Origin of the sequence: Pseudomonas sp. MH10 (assembly GCF_034353045.1) — a bacterium.
In the GTDB taxonomy this organism is placed as follows: domain Bacteria; phylum Pseudomonadota; class Gammaproteobacteria; order Pseudomonadales; family Pseudomonadaceae; genus Aquipseudomonas.
Genome location: NZ_CP133783.1, coordinates 219,997 through 243,476, shown reverse-complemented (window position 1 = coordinate 243,476; position 23,480 = coordinate 219,997). Strand labels below are relative to the sequence as shown.

23 protein-coding genes are annotated in these 23,480 nt (G+C 56.6%); 1 reads left to right on the top strand and 22 read right to left on the bottom strand.

The annotated features are described in order from the left end of the window. Window positions 1-3: 3 nt before the first annotated feature. The 9 genes from RHM59_RS01085 to flhA all read right to left on the bottom strand — a co-directional run bounded on the left by RHM59_RS01085 (window position 4) and on the right by flhA (window position 10,779). Complete coding sequence (locus tag RHM59_RS01085; RefSeq protein WP_322168519.1) at window positions 4-744, bottom strand: flagellar motor protein; 741 nt, start codon at window positions 742-744, stop codon at window positions 4-6. Then, window positions 744-1,883: a chemotaxis response regulator protein-glutamate methylesterase gene (locus RHM59_RS01080; protein ID WP_322168517.1), complete on the bottom strand. Its 1,140-nt coding sequence runs from the start codon at window positions 1,881-1,883 to the stop codon at window positions 744-746. Before RHM59_RS01080 ends, RHM59_RS01085 begins: the two co-directional genes overlap by 1 nt. Before the next feature lie 51 nt (window positions 1,884-1,934). Continuing rightward, window positions 1,935-4,157, bottom strand: coding sequence for a chemotaxis protein CheA (locus RHM59_RS01075; RefSeq protein ID WP_322285756.1), 2,223 nt, complete (start codon window positions 4,155-4,157; stop codon window positions 1,935-1,937). Between the two features lie 31 nt (window positions 4,158-4,188). Then, window positions 4,189-4,977, bottom strand: a complete 789-nt coding sequence (locus RHM59_RS01070) for a protein phosphatase CheZ (protein ID WP_322168514.1) — start codon at window positions 4,975-4,977, stop codon at window positions 4,189-4,191. A 19-nt stretch (window positions 4,978-4,996) separates the two neighbouring features. Then, on the bottom strand, window positions 4,997-5,371 hold the full coding sequence (locus tag RHM59_RS01065; RefSeq protein WP_322184084.1) for a chemotaxis response regulator CheY: 375 nt from the start codon (window positions 5,369-5,371) through the stop codon (window positions 4,997-4,999). Between the two features lie 255 nt (window positions 5,372-5,626). Next, entirely contained in the window at window positions 5,627-6,367 is a 741-nt protein-coding gene (gene fliA, locus RHM59_RS01060; RefSeq protein WP_322285755.1) for an RNA polymerase sigma factor FliA, read from the bottom strand. Next, a complete protein-coding gene (gene fleN / locus RHM59_RS01055) occupies window positions 6,364-7,197 on the bottom strand; it encodes a flagellar synthesis regulator FleN (RefSeq protein WP_322168511.1) in 834 nt (277 codons plus the stop codon). Before fleN ends, fliA begins: the two co-directional genes overlap by 4 nt. 112 nt (window positions 7,198-7,309) lie before the next feature. Continuing rightward, complete coding sequence (gene flhF / locus RHM59_RS01050) at window positions 7,310-8,638, bottom strand: flagellar biosynthesis protein FlhF (RefSeq protein WP_322168509.1); 1,329 nt, start codon at window positions 8,636-8,638, stop codon at window positions 7,310-7,312. 11 nt (window positions 8,639-8,649) lie between these two features. After that, complete coding sequence (gene flhA, locus RHM59_RS01045; protein WP_322285754.1) at window positions 8,650-10,779, bottom strand: flagellar biosynthesis protein FlhA; 2,130 nt, start codon at window positions 10,777-10,779, stop codon at window positions 8,650-8,652. 1,867 nt (window positions 10,780-12,646) lie between these two features. On the opposite strand from flhA, the gene RHM59_RS01040 reads away from it, so the two are divergent. Beyond that, window positions 12,647-13,105, top strand: a complete 459-nt coding sequence (locus RHM59_RS01040; protein WP_322286654.1) for an REP-associated tyrosine transposase — start codon at window positions 12,647-12,649, stop codon at window positions 13,103-13,105. A 331-nt stretch (window positions 13,106-13,436) separates the two neighbouring features. Here the strand turns inward: RHM59_RS01040 and flhB are convergent, their stop codons facing one another. From flhB to fliJ, 13 genes are all read right to left on the bottom strand, one after another. After that, window positions 13,437-14,573 (bottom strand): flagellar biosynthesis protein FlhB, encoded by a 1,137-nt coding sequence (gene flhB, locus RHM59_RS01035; protein WP_322168506.1) that lies wholly within the window; start codon window positions 14,571-14,573, stop codon window positions 13,437-13,439. Window position 14,574: 1 nt separating this feature from the next. Then, window positions 14,575-15,360, bottom strand: a complete 786-nt coding sequence (fliR, locus tag RHM59_RS01030; RefSeq protein ID WP_322168504.1) for a flagellar biosynthetic protein FliR — start codon at window positions 15,358-15,360, stop codon at window positions 14,575-14,577. A 4-nt stretch (window positions 15,361-15,364) separates the two neighbouring features. After that, entirely contained in the window at window positions 15,365-15,634 is a 270-nt protein-coding gene (gene fliQ / locus RHM59_RS01025; protein WP_322168501.1) for a flagellar biosynthesis protein FliQ, read from the bottom strand. 16 nt (window positions 15,635-15,650) lie between these two features. Next, a complete protein-coding gene (gene fliP, locus RHM59_RS01020; protein ID WP_322168499.1) occupies window positions 15,651-16,409 on the bottom strand; it encodes a flagellar type III secretion system pore protein FliP in 759 nt (252 codons plus the stop codon). After that, entirely contained in the window at window positions 16,409-16,867 is a 459-nt protein-coding gene (fliO, locus tag RHM59_RS01015; protein WP_322285753.1) for a flagellar biosynthetic protein FliO, read from the bottom strand. The genes fliP and fliO overlap by 1 nt, the downstream gene beginning before the upstream one ends. After that, complete coding sequence (gene fliN / locus RHM59_RS01010) at window positions 16,868-17,335, bottom strand: flagellar motor switch protein FliN (protein WP_322168496.1); 468 nt, start codon at window positions 17,333-17,335, stop codon at window positions 16,868-16,870. Between the two features lie 60 nt (window positions 17,336-17,395). Continuing rightward, window positions 17,396-18,364: a flagellar motor switch protein FliM gene (gene fliM / locus RHM59_RS01005; RefSeq protein WP_322168494.1), complete on the bottom strand. Its 969-nt coding sequence runs from the start codon at window positions 18,362-18,364 to the stop codon at window positions 17,396-17,398. Window positions 18,365-18,373: 9 nt separating this feature from the next. Beyond that, a complete protein-coding gene (fliL, locus tag RHM59_RS01000) occupies window positions 18,374-18,868 on the bottom strand; it encodes a flagellar basal body-associated protein FliL (RefSeq protein WP_322168492.1) in 495 nt (164 codons plus the stop codon). 128 nt (window positions 18,869-18,996) lie between these two features. Continuing rightward, a complete protein-coding gene (locus tag RHM59_RS00995; protein ID WP_322285752.1) occupies window positions 18,997-20,445 on the bottom strand; it encodes a flagellar hook-length control protein FliK in 1,449 nt (482 codons plus the stop codon). Window positions 20,446-20,517: 72 nt separating this feature from the next. Further along, window positions 20,518-20,871, bottom strand: a complete 354-nt coding sequence (locus tag RHM59_RS00990) for an Hpt domain-containing protein (protein WP_322286653.1) — start codon at window positions 20,869-20,871, stop codon at window positions 20,518-20,520. A gap of 36 nt (window positions 20,872-20,907) precedes the next feature. After that, entirely contained in the window at window positions 20,908-22,614 is a 1,707-nt protein-coding gene (locus tag RHM59_RS00985) for a fused response regulator/phosphatase (RefSeq protein ID WP_322285751.1), read from the bottom strand. Window positions 22,615-22,617: 3 nt separating this feature from the next. Continuing rightward, window positions 22,618-22,923: an STAS domain-containing protein gene (locus tag RHM59_RS00980; protein ID WP_322168486.1), complete on the bottom strand. Its 306-nt coding sequence runs from the start codon at window positions 22,921-22,923 to the stop codon at window positions 22,618-22,620. A 106-nt stretch (window positions 22,924-23,029) separates the two neighbouring features. Further along, on the bottom strand, window positions 23,030-23,479 hold the full coding sequence (gene fliJ, locus RHM59_RS00975) for a flagellar export protein FliJ (protein WP_322168484.1): 450 nt from the start codon (window positions 23,477-23,479) through the stop codon (window positions 23,030-23,032). Between the last annotated feature and the right edge of the window lies 1 nt (window position 23,480).

Below are 23,480 nucleotides of genomic sequence, written 5' to 3'. Positions count from 1 at the left end.
CCATCACTCCATGAAGCCTTGCAGCTTCAATTCAATCGAACGCGGGTTCTCGCCTTCGGCAATGGACAAAATGCCTTCGAGCAACATTTCACGGTAGCGCGACTGGCGGACGGCGATCGCTTTGAGTTTGTTGGCGATGGGCAGCAGGATCAAGTTGGCCGAGGCCACACCGTAGATCGTGGCGACAAACGCCACAGCAATGCCGCTACCCAATTGACTCGGATCGGCCAGGTTGCCCATCACATGGATCAGCCCCATGACGGCACCAATGATGCCAATGGTCGGCGCGTAGCCACCCATGCTTTCAAATACTTTGGCGGCCTGAATATCGCGGGTTTCCTGGGTGATGAAATCCACTTCCAGAATGCTTCGGATCGCTTCAGGTTCAGCGCCGTCAACCAGCAATTGCAGACCTTTGCGCGCGTATTGATCCGGCTCTGAGTCGGCGATGCTTTCCAGTCCGAGCAAGCCTTCCTTGCGTGCGGTCAGGCTCCAGTTAACGACGCGATCAATGCCGCCGGGCAGATCGATACGTGGCGGAAACAGAATCCATCCCACGATTTGCATGGCGCGCATGAACGCACTCATGGGCGACTGCAGCAGTGCCGCCGCCATGGTGCCACCCAATACGATCAACGCTGCCGGACCGTTAAGCAGCGCAGCCAGATGACCGCCTTCGAGAAAGTTACCGCCAATGATCGCGACAAACGCGAGGATGAGGCCAATAAGACTCAGTACATCCATCAGATGCATGCCTCGACGAGGTGCTTGCCAATCTCATCCAGGCCGTACACCGCATCGGCGAGGTCAGCTTTGACAATCGCCATCGGCATGCCGTAAATCACACAGCTCGCCTCGTCCTGCGCCCAGATGTGACTACCGCCCTGCTTGAGCAGGCGAGCGCCTTCACGACCGTCAGCGCCCATGCCTGTGAGCACCACCGCCAAAACCTTGTCACCGTACGACTTGGCGGCAGAGCCGAAGGTGATGTCTACGCACGGCTTGTAATTCAGGCGTTCATCACCGGGCAGGATTTTCACCGCTCCGCGACCGTCGACCATCATTTGTTTGCCGCCAGGCGCAAGTAACGCCAGGCCCGGACGCAAAATATCGCCGTCTTCGGCTTCCTTCACGCTGATCTGGCACAGCTTATCCAAACGCTCGGCAAACGCTTTGGTGAACGCTGCGGGCATGTGTTGAATCAACACGATGGGCGCCGGGAAGTTGGCTGGTAATTGCGTCAGCACACGCTGCAGTGCGACGGGACCACCGGTTGAAGTACCAATGGCGACCAGCTTGTAGGCTTTGCGCTTGGGAGCAGGCGAGTAGTGAGCCGCCGGCGCGTGAGGCGTGACCGCACGCGCCGGCGTGCTACGAGCAGCCGTGGTTGCGCTACTGAAACTGCTGGCCGTTGAGGTCGAACTGGAGGACGACGAAACGGACGACGCTGAGGCTTGCGGTGTCGGGGTGCTATAGCCGCTGAAACGACTGCGCGAAAGGGTGTGGATCTTTTCGCACAACAGTTGTTTGACCTTCTCTGGATTGCGCGAGATGTCTTCGAAGTTCTTTGGCAGAAAATCAACTGCACCTGCATCCAGCGCATCCAGAGTGACGCGCGCGCCCTCGTGGGTTAGCGAGGAAAACATCAGGACCGGGGTCGGAATGCGCTGCATGATGTGACGCACGGCCGTGATGCCGTCCATCATCGGCATTTCGTAGTCCATGGTGATCACGTCAGGCTTGAGCACCAGCGCTTGTTCAATCGCTTCCTTGCCGTTGGTTGCCGTACCGACAACCTGGATATTGGGATCAGCAGAAAGAATTTCCGAGACGCGGCGGCGGAAAAATCCAGAATCGTCCACCACAAGCACTTTAACTACCATAAACACTCCGTAGGGTATTGCGGGCGCTTAGCACGACCCGCAACCCCAGAATCAAATACGCCGAGCGGCGTAGCGCTTGAGCATGCTCGGTACATCGAGAATCAAGGCAATCCGACCGTCACCGGTAATGGTGGCGCCCGACATCCCCGGCGTTCCCTGGAGCATTTTGCCCAGCGGCTTGATAACCACTTCTTCCTGGCCCACCAGTTGATCGACGACAAAGCCGATGCGCTGAGTACCCACGGACAGAATCACGACATGACCTTCACGTTGTTCTTCATGGGCGGCTGAAGCGACCAGCCATCGTTTGAGATAGAACAGCGGCAACGCTTTTTCGCGAACAATGACCACTTCCTGGCCATCGACGACGTTGGTTCGCGACAGGTCGAGATGGAAAATCTCGTTGACGTTGACCAACGGGAAAGCGAACGCCTGGTTGCCCAGCATCACCATCAGGGTTGGCATGATCGCCAAGGTCAATGGGACCTTAATGACGATTTTCGAGCCTTGGCCCTTGGTCGAGTAAATATTGATCGAACCGTTGAGCTGGGCGATTTTGGTTTTCACCACGTCCATGCCCACGCCACGGCCTGACACGTCGGAAATCTCGGTTTTGGTCGAGAAACCCGGTGCGAAGATCAAGTTGTAGCAATCGGTTTCGCTCAAGCGGTCAGCGGCGTCCTTGTCCATCACGCCACGTTTCACGGCAATGGCACGCAGAACAGCCGGGTCCATGCCTTTACCGTCATCGGAAATCGACAGCAATATGTGGTCGCCTTCCTGTTCCGCCGACAGAATCACACGACCGCAACGGGCTTTACCCGAGGCTTCGCGCTCTTCCGGCGATTCGATACCGTGATCGACCGCGTTGCGCACCAAGTGGACCAACGGGTCGGCAAGGGCCTCGACCAGGTTTTTGTCCAGGTCGGTTTCTTCACCCACCAGTTCCAGGTTGATTTCTTTCTTCAACTGACGCGCAAGGTCTCGGACCAAACGCGGGAAGCGACCGAAGACTTTCTTGATCGGCTGCATCCGGGTTTTCATCACCGCGGTCTGCAGGTCAGCGGTAACCACGTCCAGATTCGACACGGCCTTGGACATGGCTTCGTCGCCGCTGTTCAGGCCCAAACGAACCAGGCGGTTGCGCACCAGCACAAGCTCGCCAACCATGTTCATGATTTCGTCGAGGCGTGCAGTGTCAACCCGTACGGTGGTTTCAGCTTCGGACGCTGCCGGTTTTTCTGGCGCGGCTTTGGCCGGGGCAGCGACCGCTCTGGCGGGCTCAGGCGCATGCACCGCGGCCGCAACCACGGGCGCAGGAGCAGGCTTAGAGGCCGGTGCGGGCGCAGCGGCGGCAATTTTTGCGACCGCTTCGGGCTCGAACTTGCCTTTGCCGTGCAGCTCGTCAAGCAGTGACTCGAATTCGTGATCGGAAATCTGGTCGCTACCGGGCGCTTTACTTGGCGCGGCGACAGCGGCCGGTGCGGTCACTGTCAGTGCGTCGGCAGCGAAAGAACCCTTGCCATGCAATTGATCGAGCAGTGCTTCGAATTCGTCGTCGCTAATGTCGTTGCTGACGGGCGCGGCGAGCGTGGCAACAGGTGCAGCGGGTTTTGCATCGGCGGCAAACTTGCCTTTGCCGTGCAACTGATCAAGCAGCGAATCGAATTCAGCATCGCTGATCTCGTCGCTGGCGGCCGAACCACCGGCGTAGGCGGCGACCGGTGCTGCTACTGCTGGGGCTGATGCAGAGGCTTCCGCCTGAGCTTTGACCGCATTGAGCGAATCGAGCAATTGTTCGAATTCGGTATCGGTAATGTCCGCAGTGGCTTCGACCGGCGTCGGCTCAACGCTGACGGGCGCGGCGACAGCACTCGCTTTGGGTGCTGGCTCTGCCAGGCGCGCCAATTTCGCGAGCAACTCCGGCGTAGCCGCCGTCACGTCGGTGCGTTCACGCACTTCGGTGAACATGGCATTGACCGCGTCCAACGCTTCCAGAACCACGTCCATCAATTCCGAATCAACGCGACGCTCACCCTTGCGCAGGATGTCGAAGACGTTCTCGGCGATGTGGCAGCACTCCACCAGCTCATGGAGCTGGAGGAAGCCGGCGCCCCCTTTTACAGTGTGAAAACCGCGAAAAATTGCATTGAGCAACTCCGCATCATCGGGACGGCTTTCCAGCTCGACCAACTGCTCGGACAATTGCTCGAGAATCTCGCCAGCCTCTACCAGAAAATCCTGAAGGATCTCTTCATCGGCGCCGAAGCTCATTGGGGTGCTCCCTAAAATTCAATCAATCGACCTAGAAGCCCAGGCTGGATAGCAGATCGTCAACATCATCCTGACCGGATACAACGTCTTCACGCTTATCGGCATGAATCTGCGGACCTTCACCTTGAGACAGATTTTTTTCTTGATCTTGTTCTGTACGGATCGATTGATGGTCATGTTCGATCCCTGCAAAGCGATCGACCTGGCTGGCCATCAGCACCAGTTTGAGCAAGTTGCTTTCCACTTCCGTAACCAGTTGCGTAACGCGCTTGATCACCTGACCGGTGAGGTCCTGGAAGTCTTGAGCCAGCAAAATATCGTTGAGGTGGGCGGAGACTTCGCGGCTGTCTTTCTCTGTACGCGCCAAGAAACCTTCGACCCGTCGAGCCAGTTCGCGAAACTCTTCGGCACCGACTTCGCGACGCATAAAACGCGCCCAATCGGCACTCAAGGCGCTGGCTTCAGACGCCAGCCCGCCCATCAATGGCGTGCTTGCCTCTACCAGGTCCATCGTGCGGTTGGCGGCATTCTCGGTCAGCCTGACCACATACGACAGACGCTCGGTGGCATCAGTGATCTGCGAAACTTCTTTGGCTTGCGGCATGTTCGGGTCAATTTGAAAATTGACGATCGCACTGTGCAGCTCACGGGTCAGTTTGCCGACTTCCTGATACAGACCTCGGTCGCGAGTCTGGTTCAGCTCATGGATCAGTTGCACCGCGTCGCCAAATCGGCCTTTTTCAAGACTTTCGACCAACTCGTGTGCGTGTTTCTTCAGGGTCGACTCGAAGTCGGCCTGGGTTGAATCTGTGTGCTCCATACAGCCCCCACGGCGGACATCAGCTATTGACGCGCTCGAAGATCTTTTCGATCTTTTCTTTCAGCACTTGGGCCGTGAAGGGCTTGACCACATAACCGTTAACACCGGCCTGAGCGGCTTCGATGATTTGGTCACGTTTGGCTTCGGCCGTTACCATCAATACTGGCAAGTGCTTGAGACGATCATCGGCGCGCACATGGCGCAGCAAATCGATACCGGACATGCCAGGCATGTTCCAGTCAGTCACCAGAAAGTCGAAGTTACCGCTTTGCAGCATGGGCAGCGCGGTAGTTCCGTCGTCCGCTTCTGCCGTGTTGGTGAACCCAAGGTCACGCAACAGGTTTTTAATGATCCGCCGCATCGTTGAGAAGTCATCAACGATGAGGATTTTCATGTTCTTGTCCAATTCGACCTCCAAGCAGTCTTAAACGCATTCAGCACCTGAATACGCTGTTCAATCAAAACCGGCACAGCACATATAGGCTGCACGAAAACGACGACGGGCTTGGTAAATCAACACGCCGGAATGGACACAGAAAGTCTAAAGGACTCTCTGAACGGCTTCCGCCTAGTCTTATGCTTCGCACGCAACGCTTTGCACAGCCGGCTTACAGGCAACTCGTCACCACCAGGGGTCACGCCTTGCCCATCAACGCGCTCGCCATTCTCCCAAACGCCCTCGCAAACGAGCTGCGCACTGGCTGTGTAACTGGCTGACCCGCGATTCGCTAACCCCCAATACTTCACCAATTTCTTTGAGGTTCAGCTCTTCGTCGTAGTACAGCGCCAACACCAGTCGCTCACGCTCCGGCAAGTTGGCTATTGCATCCGCTAACGCTGCCTGGAAGCGTTCATCCTCCAGATCGCGTGACGGCTCAAGCTGAGCGCTTGCGCCATCCTCATGCAGCCCTTCATGTTCGCCGTCCTGTAAAAGATCGTCGAAACTGAACAACCGGCTGCCCAAGGTATCGTTCAAAATCCCGTAATAATCATCAAGACTCAATTGGAGTTCGGCCGCAACTTCGTGATCTTTAGCGTCACGACCTGTTTTAGCTTCAATTGATCGAATTGCGTCACTGACCATGCGTGTATTGCGGTGCACTGAACGAGGGGCCCAATTGCCCTTTCGCACTTCATCGAGCATGGCGCCACGGATACGAATCCCGGCATAGGTTTCGAAACTTGCGCCTTTGGTGGCGTCATATTTGGTAGACACTTCTAGCAAACCGATCATGCCGGCTTGGATCAAGTCTTCAACTTGTACGCTGGCTGGCAGGCGTGCCAGCAAGTGATAGGCAATGCGTTTCACCAGCGGCGCATACCGCTCGATCAGCTCGTACTGGGAGTCCTTGGACGCCTTGCTGTACATGCGATAGCCGCTGGCTGTCATAGGACTGGTCCTGCACTCGTCTGATGTACGAGCCGTTCAACGAAAAATTCAAGGTGTCCGCGCGGGTTGGCCGGCAATGGCCACGTGTCGACTTTCTGCGCGATGGCCTTAAAGGCCAGGGAACACTTGGAACGAGGAAATGCTTCGTAAACTGCCCGCTGCTTTTGCACGGCCTTGCGCACACATTCGTCGTAGGGCACAGCACCGACGTATTGTAAGGCGACGTCTAGAAAGCGGTCCGTGACCTTAGTCAACTTGGCGAACAAATTGCGCCCTTCCTGAGGGCTTTGCGCCATGTTGGCCAGCACTCGAAAGCGGTTCATGCCGTAATCGCGGTTCAGCAGCTTGATCAACGCGTAGGCGTCGGTAATCGACGTGGGTTCATCGCACACCACCAGCAGCACTTCTTGAGCTGCGCGCACGAAACTGACCACTGACTCACCGATCCCGGCCGCCGTGTCGATCACCAGCACATCGAGGTTGTCACCGATGTCGCTGAACGCCTGAATCAGCCCGGCGTGTTGCGCAGGCGTCAGGTGAACCATGCTCTGAGTGCCCGAAGCCGCTGGCACGATACGAATCCCGCCAGGGCCTTGGAGCAACACGTCGCGCAGTTCGCAACGCCCCTCGATCACATCGGCAAGGGTTCGTTTGGGTGTGAGGCCAAGCAAGACGTCGACGTTTGCCAGACCCAGATCAGCGTCCAGCAACATGACGCGTCGGCCAAGCTCTGCCAGCGCCAGTGAGAGGTTCACTGAAACGTTTGTCTTACCGACGCCACCCTTGCCGCCAGTTACTGCGATGACCTGTACGGGATGCATGCTACCCATTTTAGTTCTTTACCTTGACTTGCTTAGACCGAGGCCACATCAGTGATTGCGCGTGCGTTGCATGAACAACGTCGGCGCCACCCTTGATGCAGGTACATTCCAATGTCTTGCCCTACCCAACCCGCTTGTTCGGGCTGTGATAAAGATCCGCGAACATATCCGCCATAGCTTCTTCGCTTGGCTCTTCCTGCATTTGCACACTCACCGCACGACTGACCAGCTGGTGCCTACGTGGCAAATGCAAGTCGTCCGGTATTCGCGGTCCATCCGTGAGATAAGCCACCGGTAACTCATGGCTTATTGCCAAACTCAACACCTCTCCCAGACTGGCAGTTTCGTCCAGTTTGGTGAGGATGCAGCCCGCCAGCCCGCAGCGTTTATAGCTGTGGTATGCAGCGGTTAGAACCTGCTTCTGACTGGTAGTTGCTAACACCAGATAATTACGTGCTTTGATACCGCGACCCGCGAGACTTTCCAGCTGCATTCGCAGAGCCGGATCGCTGGCTTGCAGACCGGCGGTGTCAATTAACACCACGCGCTTGCGCAACAGCGGTTCCAACGCCTGGCCCAACGACTGGCCAGGATCGATGTGGGTGACGGATACATTGAGGATCCGGCCCAGGGTTTTAAGCTGTTCCTGAGCACCAATTCGGTAGCTGTCCATGCTCACCAGAGCGATGTTTTGCGAACCGTATTTCAAGACATAACGCGCGGCCAGTTTCGCCAGGGTCGTGGTCTTGCCCATACCAGCCGGCCCTACCATCGCAATCACGCCGCCTTCTTCCAGCGGCTCGACATCCGGGGTCACAATCATCCGCGCCAGGTGCGCCAACAACATGCGCCACGCCTGACGAGGCTCTTCAATTTCAGTGGTCATCGCCAACAGGTCCCGGGACAGCGGACCCGACAAACCGATGCGTTGCAGGCGACGCCACAGGTTGGCCTGTTGTGGACGGCTGCCTTGCAGCTGATTCCAGGCCAGCGAACCGAGCTGTACTTCGAGCAATTCGCGCAGACCGTTCAGCTCCGAACGCATCGATTCGTAAGCTTGCAGCCCGATCATTGGCTCGCTGGCGGCGCTTGCCATCGGTGCAGCAGCACGTCGAGGCTCGTCGAACGTCGGTTCGATGTGCGTTTCACCAGCTTCCAGAGACGCGCCCGTGAACAACTGGCGATTAATCAACGAATCGTTGTCGCCACGCGAACCCAATTCAGCTTGAGCGGAGACGATGCGCGATTGAGTTTTGCGCAACTCGTCTTCAAGCTCGATGTTCGGTACACGCGGTGCCAACGCGGAAAGTTTGTAATCCAGGGCAGCAGTCAGCTCTACGCCACCAGCGATTCGGCGGTTACCAATGATGGCGGCGTCAGCGCCCAGCTCATCACGAACCAGCTTCATGGCTTGACGCATATCGGCGGCGAAAAAACGCTTAACTTGCATGACTCACTACCTCAGCCGTTTGGCCCGACAGTCGCGACGATCGTGACTTGTTTGTTGTCGGGAATTTCCTGATACGCCAGCACATGCATGTTCGGTACAGCCAGCCGTCCAAACCGTGACAGCATTGCGCGAACCGGTCCTGCGACCAACAAAATCACCGGTTGCCCCTGCATTTCTTGGCGTTGTGCAGCATCTATCAAAGAACGCTGGAGCTTTTCAGCCATACTTGGCTCAAGAAGAACGCCCTCTTCCTGACCCTGACCAGCCTTCTGAAGACTATTGAGCAATATCTGTTCCAACCTTGGCTCAAGAGTGATAACAGGCAGCTGCGGCTCAATGCCCACAATGCTTTGCACGATTGCGCGGCTCAATGCGATACGCACGGCGGCCACCAAAGCGGCGGTATCTTGACTCCGAGGGGCCGCATTCGCGATCGCTTCGGCGATGCTACGAATATCCCTGACGGGAACCTGTTCTGCCAACAAGGCCTGCAGCACTTTGAGCAATGCAGAGAGCGACAGAATTCCCGGGACCAACTCTTCAGCCAGTTTTGGTGATCCTTTAGCCAGCAATTGCATTAACTGCTGAACTTCCTCATGGCCAATCAGCTCATGGGAATGCTTATACAAAATCTGGTTAAGGTGGGTCGCTACCACGGTGCTGGCATCTACCACGGTATAGCCCAACGATTGCGCCTGACTGCGTTGACTGACTTCGATCCACACCGCTTCCAGACCAAACGCGGGGTCTTTGGCCGTAATACCGTTGAGCGTGCCAAAGACTTGCCCAGGGTTGATCGCCAGTTCGCGGTCCGGGTAAATCTCGGCTTCGGCCAAGGTCACGCCCATCAGCGTCAGACGGTAGGCACTGGGCGCCAGGTCGAGGTTGTCGCGGATATGCACCGTGGGCATCAAAAAGCCCAGCTCTTGCGAGAGCTTCTTACGCACGCCCTTGATTCGCGCCAGCAGTTGACCGCCTTGATTGCGGTCCACCAACGGGATCAGCCGATACCCCACTTCCAGACCAATCATGTCGATGGGCGTCACGTCATCCCAACCCAATTCCTTGGAGTCCTGCGCGCGTGTTGGTGATGGCAGCAGATCTTGTTGACGCTGAACTTCCATCAAGGCGTTAACTTTGACCATGTTCTGCTTTTTCCACACCAGGTAGGCAGCACCTCCAGCCAACATGCCCAAGCTGATGAAAGAAAAGTGCGGCATCCCCGGCACCAGTCCCATCACCACGATCAAGCCGGCGGCCACCGCCAATGCCTTGGGTGAGGTGAACATTTGCCGATTGATCAGCTTGCCCATTTCTTCCGAGCCGGAAGCACGGGTCACCATAATCGCGGCGGCCGTGGACAAAAGCAGTGATGGCAATTGCGCCACCAAACCGTCACCGATGGTCAGCAGGGCGTAAACCTTGCCCGCATCAGCAAACGACATGTTGTGTTGAAAGACACCAACGGCGACGCCGCCGATCAAGTTGATGAACAGAATCATCAAGCCCGCGATGGCGTCACCGCGCACAAATTTGCTGGCACCGTCCATCGAACCGTAGAACTCAGCTTCTTGAGCGACTTCCAGACGACGATGTTTGGCTTGGGGCTGGTCGATCAAACCGGCGTTAAGGTCAGCGTCGATGGCCATCTGTTTACCGGGCATCGCGTCGAGGGTGAAGCGCGCACTCACCTCGGAAATTCGCCCGGCACCTTTGGTCACTACGACGAAGTTGATGATCATCAAAATCGCGAACACCACGATACCGACCACGTAGTTACCGCCGATCACCACCTCGCCAAACGCCTGAATCACCTTACCGGCGGCGGCGTGGCCCTCTTGGCCATGAAGCATGACCACGCGCGTGGAAGCAACGTTGAGCGCCAGTCTCAGCAGCGTAGCCACCAGCAGGATGGTCGGAAATACCGAGAAGTCCAATGGGCGCAACGCGTAAACGCAGACCAGCAGAACCACGATCGACAGCGCAATGTTGAAGGTGAAAAATACGTCGAGCAGGAACGGCGGGACTGGCAACATCATCATTGCCAACATGACCAACAGCAGCAGCGGCACACCCAGGTTGCCACGACCGACGCTGACCAGGTTGTTACGTGCTGCGTTGATTAATTGAGAGCGATCCACCAATTCTTTTCCTGCCCACTAAATCAAACTTTTGACGCCAAATGCGCCGTAGCAAGGGCATTGCAAGAACCTTTCCAACTATTGAAATATTGCTAAAGAACAATGAGCGCCCTTCGAGCTTGCTGCTCGCGCCTGATTCACCTGTGAAAGTTAGCTTGCCAACGAAGGCGATGTGTCAGGCGCCACCGAGTCAAGCCATTCGCAGGCAAGCCTGCTCCCACAGGTTTTTTGGGGCTTGGCTGAGCAATATCTCAAACCTGTGAAAGTTGGCTTGCCAACGAAAGCGATGTGTCAGGCGCCACTGAGTCAAGCCATTCGCAGGCAAGCCTGCTCCCACAGGTTTTTTGGGGCTTGGCTGAGCAATATTCAACTCGTGGGAGTTGGCTTGCCAACGAAAGCGATGTGTCAGGCGCCACTGAGTCAAGCCATTCGCAAGCAAGCCTGCTCCCACAGGTTTGGGGCTTGGCTGAGCAATATCTCAAACCTGTGAAAGTTGGCTTGCCAACGAAAGCGATGTGTCAGGCGCCACTGGGTCAAGCCATTCGCAGGCAAGCCTGCTCCCACAGGTTTTTTGGGGCTTGGCTGAGCAATATCTCAAACCTGTGAAAGTTGGCTTGCCAACGAAGGCGATGTGCCAGGCGCCACTGGGTCAAGCCATTCGCAGGCAAGCCTGCTCCCACAGGTTTTTTGGGGCTTGGCTGAGCAATATTCAACTCGTGGGAGTTGGCTTGCCAACGAAGGCGATGTGTCAGGCGCCACCGAGTCAAGCCATTCGCAGGCAAGCCTGCTCCCACAGGTTTTTTGGGGCTTGGCTGAGCAATATTCAACTCGTGGGAGTTGGCTTGCCAACGAAGGCGATGTGTCAGGCGCCACTGAGTCAAGCCATTCGCAGGCAAGCCTGCTCCCACAGGTTTTTTGGGGCTTGGCTGAGCAATATCTCAAACCTGTGAAAGTTGGCTTGCCAACGAAAGCGATTGTCAGGCGCCACTGAGTTAAGCCATTCGCAGGCAAGCCTGCTCCCACAGGTTTTGGGGCTTGGCTGAGCAATATCTCAAACCTGTGAAAGTTGGCTTGCCAACGAAGGCGATGTGCCAGGCGCCACTGAGTCAAGCCATTCGCAGGCAAGCCTGCTCCCACAGGTTTTTTGGGGCTTGGCTGAGCAATATTCAACTCGTGGGAGTTGGCTTGCCAACGAAGGCGATGTGCCAGGCGCCACTGGGTCAAGCCATTCGCAGGCAAGCCTGCTCCCACAGGTTTTGGGGCTTGGCTGAGCAATACTTCGACCTGTGAAAGTTGGCTTGCCAACGAAAGCGATGTGTCAGGCGCCACTGAGTTAAGCCATTCGCAGGCAAGCCTGCTCCCACAGGTTTGGGGCTTGGCTGAGCAATATCTCAAACCTGTGAAAGCTGGCTTGCCAACGAAGGCGATGTGTCAGGCGCCACTGAGTTAAGCCATTCGCAGGCAAGCCTGCTCCAACAGGTTTGGGGCTTGGCTGAGCAATATCTCAAATCTGTGGGAGTTGGCTTGCCAACGAAGGCGATGTGTCGGGCGCCACTGGGTCAAGCCATTCGCAGGCAAGCCTGCTCCCACAGGTTTTTTGGGGCTTGGCTGAGCAATATCTCAAACCTGTGAAAGCTGGCTTGCCAACGAAGGCGATGTGTCAGGCGCCACTGAGTCAAGCCATTCGCAGGCAAGCCTGCTCCAACAGGTTTGGGGCTTGGCTGAGCAATATTCAACTCGTGGGAGTTGGCTTGCCAACGAAGGCGATTCCAAAAGCGCAGACATCTTCTGTTAACCATCAACGTATGGACCCCGCCCTCGACGATGTAGCGTGGCAGGCCGCTTTGAACTCATAAGGGGCAACGGAATGCCATCAATTGCACAGTCTCATCGTTTGCGCTCAGGCCGTTTTTCTGAACACGGGCGAATCTATTCGGTGACCTCCAAAACTCACAATCGCCAACCCATCTTTGAGGACTTCTGGCTGGGTCGAACGCTTGTGAAGGAAATGAAGAAAACCAACGACAGCGGCCTTGTCTGTTCATTGGCATGGGTGATCATGCCCGACCACTTCCATTGGTTATTCGAACTAAAGCAAGGAACGCTAGACGGTCTGGTTCGAAGAGTGAAGTCCCGAAGCGCTATCGCGATCAACAAACAAAGGGGCACTGACGGTCGATTTTGGCAAACGGGCTTTCACGATACCGCAGTTCGCCATGACGAAAATTTACACCAATTTGCCCGATATATCGTTGCCAATCCCCTTCGCGCAGGCCTGGTAGATCGAGTCAGCGATTACCCCCTATGGGACGCGGTGTGGCTCTAAAGGTTGGCTGAGCAATAGTTCAAACCTGTGAAAGTTGGCTTGCCAACGAAAGCGATGTGTCAGGCGCCACTGAGTTAAGCCATTCGCAGGCAAGCCTGCTCCCACAGGTTTTGGGGCTTGGCTGAGCAATATTCAACTCGTGGGAGTTGGCTTGCCAACGAAGGCGATGTGTCAGGCGCCACTGAGTTAAGCCATTCGCAGGCAAGCCTGCTCCCACAGGTTTGGGGCTTGGCTGAGCAATATTCAACTCGTGGGAGTTGGCTTGCCAACGAAGGCGACGTGTCAGGTTTCGCTGAATCAAGCTGTTCGCAGGCAAGCCTGGCACACAAGTTTATTCATCGCGCTGCAAGTCGGTCGGGATCGGCAGGTCGCCAAGGGGATCGGGGCGTTTGCCTCGGCCGGCGCGGTGTTGGCGGATTTGATAGACGTACGCCAACACTTGGGCCACCGCCAGGTACAGCCCGGCGGGGATTTCCTGGTCAAGTTCGGTGGAGTAGTAGATCGAACGCGCCAAAGCAGGAGACTCAAGCATCAGGATAGTGTGCTCACCGGCGATTTCGCGGATTTTCAGCGCCAGGAAATCAGTCCCTTTAGCCAGCAACATCGGCGCCCCGCCCTTCTCGGGGTCATATTGCAGCGCGACAGCGTAGTGGGTCGGGTTGGTGATGATTACATCAGCCTTGGGCACCGACGACAGCATGCGTCGCTGAGACATTTCTCGTTGCAGTTGACGAATCCGCTGTTTGACCTCGGGCCGACCTTCGCTGTCCTTGTGTTCGTCGCGTATCTCTTGCTTGGTCATCATCAGTTTTTTGTGGGCTTCGTACACCTGGAACGGAACGTCCACCGCTGCAATGATGATCAACCCACAGGCCATCCACAAAGCACTCCAGCCCAAGAGGCGAATGCTGTGGATAATCGCCGAGTCCAACGACTCATGAGCGATAGAGATCAGGTCACTTTGGTCCTTCTGCAACACGAATAACGCCACCATCAGCGTGATGCAAAACTTCGCAATGGACTTCAACAGCTCGACCAAGGCATGGGTCGACACCATGCGCTTGAGGCCCGACAAGGGGTTCATTCGGCTGAACTTGGGCGCCATGGAACTGCCCGAGAATATCCAGCCACCCAAGGTGATAGGACCAATGACCGCCGCCAACACCATGACCAGCATCAACGGCTGTATAGCCACCAGCGCTGCTTTACCGGCGTTGAGAAAATACAAGCCCATGTAGTGATCGTCCATGATCACCTCGCGCGACAAGGTGAAATTGGTGCGCATCAGATCGAGCATCATTTGTGCGATCTGACCGCCGAACACCAGCAAGCTACCCGCGCCGGCCATGGTGACGATTAACGTGTTCAGCTCCTTGGAACGGGCCGTCTCGCCTTTTTCGCGGGAGTCTCTGACCCGTTTGTCCGTGGGGTCTTCTGTTTTATCCTGGCCATTCTCGTTCTCGGCCATATCAGCGCGCCCTCACCAGGCCGCGTAGCAATTCCAATGCATTGGCGGCCAGCGGTGGAAATTGATTGAGCATATCGCCGAGGGTCATCCACAGGATCACCATCCCCAGCACCAGCGTCAGCGGAATGCCGATGGAGAACATGTTCAGCTGCGGCGCCGCGCGTGTCATGACGCCAAACGCAACGCTGACGATCAGCAAGGCGGTAATAGCGGGTAGCACCAACAGTAATCCCGCGCCTAATACCCAGCCAAAACGACCGGCCAGTTCCCAGAGATTGCCGACGTCAATACCGCTGCCGACCGGCAACGTGGTGAAGCTTTCAACCAAGACCTCAAACACCACCAGATGGCCATTCATGGAGAGAAATAGCAGGGTCACCAGCATGCTGAAAAACTGCCCGAGAACCGCTACCGAAACGCCGTTCGTGGGGTCAACCATTGAAGCGAAGCCCATGCCCATCTGGATCGAAATAATTTGCCCGGCGATGACGAACGCCTGAAAAAACAACTGAAGGGACATGCCCAGCATGGCGCCAACGATGATCTGTTCACCAATCAGCAGCAGCGCACTGAGGTCCAGCGCATGCACGGCTGGCATCGGTGGCAGGCTGGGCGCAATCACCACGGTAATCGCCAGCGAGAAATACAACCGCACCCGTGTCGGCACTAACGTCGTGCCAAAAATCGGCATGGTCATCAACACGGCCGCGACCCGGAACAGGGGGAGCATAAAGCTCGCCACCCAGGTCCCGATCTGCGTGTCAGTCAGGGCAAGTACGGAGGGCATGCGATCAACCAATCACGGTCGGAATGCTGCCGTATAGCGATTGGATGTACTCCATGAACACCCGAACCAACCAAGGGCCGGCGACGATCAACGTGACCAACATCACCAGCAGGCGAGGGAGAAAGCTCAAGGTTTGTTCGTTGATCTGGGTCGCCGCCTGGAACATGGCCACCAGCAGTCCGACGATCAGGCTCGGTACCACCAATACCGACACCATCATGGTGGTCAGCCATAACGCGTCGCGAAACAGATCGACAGCAACTTCTGGCGTCATTGCGTGCTCTCCCTTCTCATGGCGATACGCCGCCGAAACTGCTGGCCAGCGTGCCGATGATCAAGGCCCACCCGTCCACCAGTACGAACAGCATGATCTTGAACGGCAACGAAATAATCAGCGGCGAGAGCATCATCATCCCCATCGCCATCAGTACGCTGGCGACCACAAGGTCAATGATGAGAAACGGAATAAAAATCATGAAGCCGATCTGGAACGCGGTTTTAAGCTCGGACGTCACGAACGCAGGGACCAGAATCGTCAGGGGCGCCTGATCCGGACTGGCGATGTCGGTGCGTTTTGACAAACGCATAAACAGGTCCAGGTCGCTCTGACGGGTCTGCGCCAACATGAAGTCCTTGATTGGCACTTGCGCCTTGAGCACCGCGTCCTGCGCCGTGAGTTTTTCGGCGAGATAGGGCTGTAAGGCGTCAACGTTCACTCGATCAAACACCGGCGCCATGATGAAGAGGGTCAGGAACAGCGCCATGCCGGTCAAAATCTGGTTCGACGGCGTCTGCTGCAAGCCCAAGGCCTGACGCAGGATGGAAAAGACGATGATGATCCGGGTAAAGCTGGTCATCAGCATGACGAACGCCGGGATAAAACTCAGCGCGGTCATGATCAGCAGAATCTGCAGATTGACCGAATATTCTTGAGCGCCGTTGGCACCGGTGGACATGCTGATCGCCGGGATCGTCAACGGATCTGCAGCGAACACCAAAGGCGCGGCCAGTACCAGCAGCAGCGTCAATACGATGCGCAACGCGGTCATTACTTCTTATCCTTATGATCCTTGCCCAGCAGCTCCATCAGACGCTGGGCGAATTCTGGCGTGGCATTTTCGCTATCAGGCACCTGCACCGGCTCTTTAAGCACATGCAGTGGCGTAATTCTTCCCGGCGAGATCCCGAGCAAAATCTGCTCCTTGCCGACTTGTACCAATATCAGCCGATCGCGAGGACCGAGTGCCCGCGACCCGAGCAGTTCGATCAACTGACCGTTGCGCGGGTTGGCGCCCTGAACCCGACGCAGCAGCCAGGCGAGTCCGAAGATCAAGCCGACAACTAACAACAGACCCAGCACCAATTGCGTCAACTGGCCCCCGATGCCGCCGCTGATCATTGTGCTAGCGGGCGCCGCGACGGCCGGCATGACCGGTTCTGCCGCCATTGCACCCACAGCTATTACGCTGAGCAACAGGGCGAAAATCACACCGGGGAGCCTGTTCATTTAGCGTAACTTCTTGATGCGTTCGCTAGGACTGATCACATCCGTCAGGCGGATCCCGAACTTTTCGTTGACCACGACCACTTCACCGTGAGCGATCAACGTACCGTTGACCAACACGTCCAGCGGCTCACCGGCCAGACGGTCGAGTTCGATCACCGAGCCTTGGTTGAGCTGCAACAGGTTACGAATATTGATGTCGGTGCTGCCCACTTCCATGGAGATCGAAACCGGAATATCCAGAATCACATCCAGGTTTGGACCGTCCAGGGACACCGCAGCATTGTTCTTTGCCACGCTGCCAAACTCTTCCATCGGCATGCGATTGGAGGCTGAAGCGTTCCCGGCATCCGCGGCGAGCAGGGAATCAATATCGTCCTGGCTGGCGTCACCGGATTCACCCAGTGCAGCGGCCCACTCATCGGCCAATGCCTGATCTTCAGCGGAGGTTATTTCTTTTTCATCGGCCATCGGTTGTCCTCGGCGAGCTTTGTTTCGTTAAAACAGCACGTAGTTCTGCTGAAATGGATGTCAGCGGCGTTCGATCGGTTCGATCACTTGCAACGCCAGGTGTCCTTTGTGTGTTCCCAGTTTGACTTTGAACGCTGGCACGCCGTTGGCGCGCATGATCAGCTCTTCGGGTAACTCCACCGGAATCACATCACCCGGCTGCATGTGCAGGATGTCGCGCAGGCGAATTTGACGACGGGCGACGACGGCGCTCAACGGCACGGAGACATCCAGCACGTCCTCTTTCAGGGCGTTGCCCCAGCGCTCGTCCTGGTCATCCAAATCGGATTGGAAGCCGGCGTCGAGCATTTCGCGAACCGGCTCAATCATCGAGTAAGGCATGGTGACGTGCAGGTCGCCGCCACCGCCGTCGAGTTCGATATGGAAGGTGGAGACCACCACCGCTTCGCTTGGACCGACAATGTTGGCCATGGCCGGGTTCACTTCCGAGTTCATGTACTCGAAGCTCACTTCCATGATCGCCTGCCAAGCTTCTTTCAGGTCGGTAAAGGCCTGTTCAAGCACCATCCGCACGACACGTAATTCTGTCGGCGTGAATTCACGGCCTTCGATTTTGGCATGCCGCCCGTCACCACCGAAAAAGTTGTCCACCAGCTTAAACACCAGCTTGGCATCCAAAATAAAAAGTGCAGTGCCGCGCAACGGCTTGATCTTGACCAGATTCAAACTGGTCGGAACGTACAGCGAGTGCACGTACTCGCCAAACTTCATTACCTGAACGCCGCCCACCGCAACATCTGCGGAACGCCGCAGCATGTTGAACATGCTGATACGGGTGTAACGGGCAAAACGCTCGTTGATCATTTCAAGCGTCGGCATCCGCCCACGGACGATTCGATCCTGACTGGTCAGGTCATAACTTTTTACGCTGCCGGGCTCGGGTGTGCTTTCGGTCTGGACCAGACCATCGTCGACGCCATGCAGCAGCGCATCAATTTCTTCCTGTGACAGCAGGTCTTGCACGGCCATGTCGTGGTCCTACTGCAATACGAAGTTAGTGAAAAGCAATTGCTCTACGACGACTTTGCCGACTTCTTTCTGCGCCACTTCCTGCACACTGGCAAATGCTTTTTGACGCAGCAGTTCTTGTCCGATCGGCTGGAGCAGCGAGTCGAATGGCTGTCCAGAGAACAGCATGACCAGGTTGTTGCGGATAACCGGCATGTGGACTTTCAACGCGTCCAAGTCAGCCTGATTGCGGCCCAGCAAGGTAATACTGACCTGCATGTAGCGCTGGCGGCCGCCTTGGTTGAAGTTGACCACAAAGGCTGGGGCCATTGGTTCGTAGATCGAAGGGAGCCTGACATCAGCGGCTTGCGCCGCGTCCACGGGCTTGGCTTGCGCCTTATGCAGAAAAAACCAGGTTGCGCCTACCGAAATGCCGACGGCCAGCAGCAACCCAAAAACCACCAGGAGAATGAGCTTGAGTTTGCCTTTAACGGCGGGGTCTTTAACTTCTTCGCTCTGCGCCATGCCAATAATCCGTCACTATTCGGGGAGTTCGTAATGCGTGACGGAAGAAGAGCAAGTGTTATGCCAGATACGCGAGCGGCGGCGCCTCAGGCACACCGAAGTAGCGGGTAAGCCCGCTACCAATAGGGTCAAGCGTAGTAATCGACCTGGCTACTGCCAATGACGGTCATCGGTTGACTAACAGCAGCCACGTCCTGAATCGTGCCGTCATCAAGGCCGTCGTGGCGGTCAGAACCGCTGTTTGCGACGCTACTGCTGCCTTGGCCCTGGTTGGTCTGTTGCTGGTTCTGGCCCTGACCCTGCCAGCCGCGTGACTGATCGAAAACGCTGACATCAACCTGCCCTAGGCCTTGCTGAGCAAACGAATCTCGCAGCTTGGACATCTGCCCTTCCAGCGCTTCACGCACGCCAACATGGGCGCTCATGAAGGTGATTTGCGTCTGCTGGTCTGCGGCCATGTTGACGCGAATATCCAAACGGCCCAACTCAGCCGGGTCCAACTGGATATCGGCGGACTTCAAGTTTTGGCTTGAAAGGTACATGACCCGGTCTACTACCGCTTCACTCCATCCACTTTGGTGCATCGCCAACGGCTGGGTTAATGGCGACGCAACAGCGGTGGTAGTTAGCGCAGACACTGCGGCTTTCGGTTGTACCGCCTGACTCAACGCGGCCAAGCGGTTGGCAAAGTCATCGACACGGGTATCGGACGCTGCACTTTTCGTATCTTTCAGTCCGCCTTCGATCAAGCCCTTGAAGGCTTGATCGCCATCGCCAGGACCGGTGTTGGTGCTGGTGTTATCGGTCGGCTGCTGGTCTACAGGAACCGCCAGGTTATTGGCGACTGTCAGCAACGGATCAGTATTCTTTTGAGTGGTTGAAGTTTTTTTGTCAGCAACGGTCGCGGTCACGCCGTCAGTGGGGGTGGTCGTTGCTGCACCTTTAGTCGTGTTGATCTGCACGGCCACCTGCACAGCGGCGAGCCCCGCCAACGGGTCCGATGCAGGGTCGAACGCCGGAGCGGCGGCCGCAGTCGCCGGGGTCGCCGCAGTGGCTGGCTGCGGAACAACAAGGGCAACCATGGACGCGGGAATTTCAATCGGCGGCGGTGCGATGGCAACCGGTGGCGCAGGGTCTGGGACCGGCGGCGCAACGGCGGCAATCAAGGTTGGATCGGGAACCGGGATGACGGGCGCGGCGTCGAGCGCCAATGGATCCTTCGCCTTATCATCCGAGTCTTTGTCATCGTTATTGCTATCGTCGGACCCATCGCTTTTATTGCTAACCTTGTCGGCAGGCAAGTATTTGCCGCTATCGGCAACGTCTGACGTGGAGGCGGCAGGCTTGGCGTCCGGGACAGCCTTGCCGTTGGCAACGACGGTTTTGTCTTTGATTGGCTTTTGCGCAACCTCATGGGTCGCCGCTGGCTTGGGGTCCGCCTGTTTGGCATACACGTGAGCGAAGCTGGGCGTGTTGTCCTTGACGGTCTCAACGGGTTTTACCACGTTGGTGGCGACCGTCGGTTGGGACTTGACTACAGGGGTAGTCAGCAAAAGAGGATTAGGGGCAAGGGCCATGGCGGTCTCCGTACGGGGCGCGAGTACAAAGACACTAAGCAAACGACGGGCCAGCTTTCTATTCGACTTGGATTATTCAGAGAATCGCTGGCGTTCTGCGCAGAACAAACGGCGGACGGTGGCAAATTCGCGCTCTATCTTGTGTACCCATTCCGGCGCGTCCTCCATTTCCCCGCGCTGGGTGCGCTCTTCAAGCTGTCCGCACAGCTCGGCGAGCCGAGTGGCGCCCATATTGCCGCTGCTGCCTTTGAAGCTGTGGGCAGCCATTCCCAGCCCTTCCAGGCAAGAAACCTGGGTCAACAACGCATGGTGCAACTGCAGCAGCCGTTGTTCTGAATCGTCCAGAAAGGTATCGATCAGTATCGGGTATTCACTTTCCATGACGTCTTGCAGGTTACTCAAGACACCGTAGTCCACATGGATCATCGCCACTTGTTCGCTCCTTGATCAAGAATCTGGGAATCATGCCTGAGCCCCCCAGGAAAATTCCACGCATGCCGTACGTCCATCCTCAGACCAGTGGCAATGTTGACTTAGCTTACGGACCAGATTGAGTCCGCGCCCCGATAACTCATGACCGACTGTCGGTAGACTCATCGCACGTTTCACGTCAAACCCCGCGCCACTGTCTTCGATGCGGACAGTCAACTGCCCGCCATCTTCGAGAGGCACCACCTGCAAATGCAGGCGTATATAGCCCTCTTCAAGGTTAGCCAGACGGTTATTGCGTTCTCGGTAATAGTGGGAAAACCCCGAGGCATCGCGCTTGAGGCCGGAATCCAGTCCAAGCACTCCGTGTTCCAACGCGTTGGTGTACAACTCGGCCAGTACGCTATAAAGCGCGCCGCTTTGGCTCCTTAGCCCGTGCACTTCCAACAGCAACTGCAACAGATAGGGGAGCGGATTGAATCGTTTCAGGGTCGCCGCGCGGTATTCGAAACTCACCGACCAGTCCAGCGGGCTCGACTCACCACTGTCGGAATAGGTCACGACTTGGGCGCCCAGCAACTCGGGCTCGACCAAGGTGATTTCGACCATACTCACGTCATCCCTAACGTCTCCACGGAAGTCGTTCAGGGCCTCCTGGATTTCACCAATCAGCGCGTCGGGCTCGCGATTGGCCGCAAAAACAGTGTTAAGGCGCTCCACCCCAAACAAGCGGTCGTCGATGTCACTGGTGTCGAGCACCCCGTCTGACAATAGAAAAATCCGGTCGCCCATCGCCAACGGATGGACTTCGGTCTTGTCATCAAAACGATTGGGATCCAGCACGCCCAGGGGCAAATGACGCGATACCAACGGCGTGCGCTTCCCGCTGGCAACGTGATGCAAATAGCCGTCGGGCAGTCCACCGTTCCACACCTCGACCTGACGCACGTTGAAGTTGACGCTCAACAGGGTCGCGCAACAAAACATGTCCACCGGCAAGATACGCTTGAGCTTGGCGTTCATCTCTCTAAGGGTTTGCGCCAAACCGTAACCCTTTGCGGTCATTCCATAGAACACCTCGGCCAACGGCATCGCGCCCACTGCCGCAGGCAAACCATGGCCGGTGAAATCACCGAGCAATACGTGCATGTTCCCAGCCGGGGTGTAGGCCGCGAGCAGCAAATCGCCGTTGAACAGCGCGTAAGGCGATTGAAGATAACGAATATTCGGTGCGCTCAAACAGCCGGAGTGCGCAACCTGATCAAACACTGCCTTAGCAACCCGCTGCTCATTGAGCAAGTAATCGTGGTGCTTGGTGATTTGATCGCGTTGTCGAAGCACCGTTTCGTGCAAGCGCCGCAAGCGGTCCATGGCGTTGATTTTGGCCGCGAGGATGATTTGGTTGTAAGGCTTGGCAACGAAATCATCGCCCCCGGCATCGAGGCAACGCACCAACGCTTCGCTTTCGCTCAGCGACGTCAGAAAGATGATCGGCACCAACGACTCGCCCGCCATCTGCTTGATTCGCCGCGCGGCTTCAAATCCGTCCATGACCGGCATCAAGGCATCCAGCAACACTAACTGTGGACGCTCCCGCTCAAAGACCTCCACCGCCTCCTGGCCATTGCTGACGCTTATCACGCGATGACCCTGTTGCCGAACGATGGTGCTCAACAGCAAGCGATCACTGGCATTGTCGTCAGCAATCAAAATGCACAGGCTCTCGGGCGCGCCGGTCACCGGTCAGCCGATCGTGAAGAGTTTGGAAAAGTTGGAGATGGTCAGAATGGTGTCCACGTCCTTGTTGCAGTTGATCAGGCTTATCTTCGAGTTTTCTCCGCCCGCATGGTCGCGCAGCAGCAGCAACATACCCAGTGCTGAACTGTCTAGGTAACTCGTGCCTTTGAGGTCGACCACAAAACGCCGGGGGATTCCTTGGGCCCCTTCATAAGCACTCCGAAAATCTTGGTGCGCTGCGAAGTCAAAGCGGCCGATGATGGTAATGGTCAGCTCTTCCCCGTCGCGGGAGAGGTCGGAAGTAACGGACATGTGTGAATTCCTTGGGTCAACGAAGGGCACAGTGCAGAAAGGTTTTTAGCATTTCTAATGACCGTGCAGCAAATTCCTTATTTGGCGGCACTAACGAACCTGGCGCTTATAGAAAATCATGGCGGGGCAACCGCTGGGACAATTCGTCGAGCAGTTTTTGCTCACGCTTGTCTTCCAGTTGCCGGGCCTCGTCGATGTAACGTTGAACCAGTTTGCGAAGGCCTTCGACCCGCGCATAACACTGCTGCCAGGCGCCGCGCGCTTTGTCGAGGTTCGTTTGGTGCCAGCTCAGGCTTTGCCGTTGTTGAGAGACCGCCGTTTCCAGTTGATTAAGGAAGTTTTGGTAGTTCATCAGCCACTGGCCGGAGACGCCGGTGGCGCCCTTTTCGATCCACTGCATTTGATAGTCAGTACGGAAACGCTCAAGGTCGCCAAGCTTGGTTTCTGCCAGCTTGACCTGTCCTTGAAAATGCCCGAGCCGCTGAACCGCCGCACGCTCGGCTTTTTCCGCCATGTCGACCACCGGTGCCAGACGCACTGCACGGGGCTGAGCCATG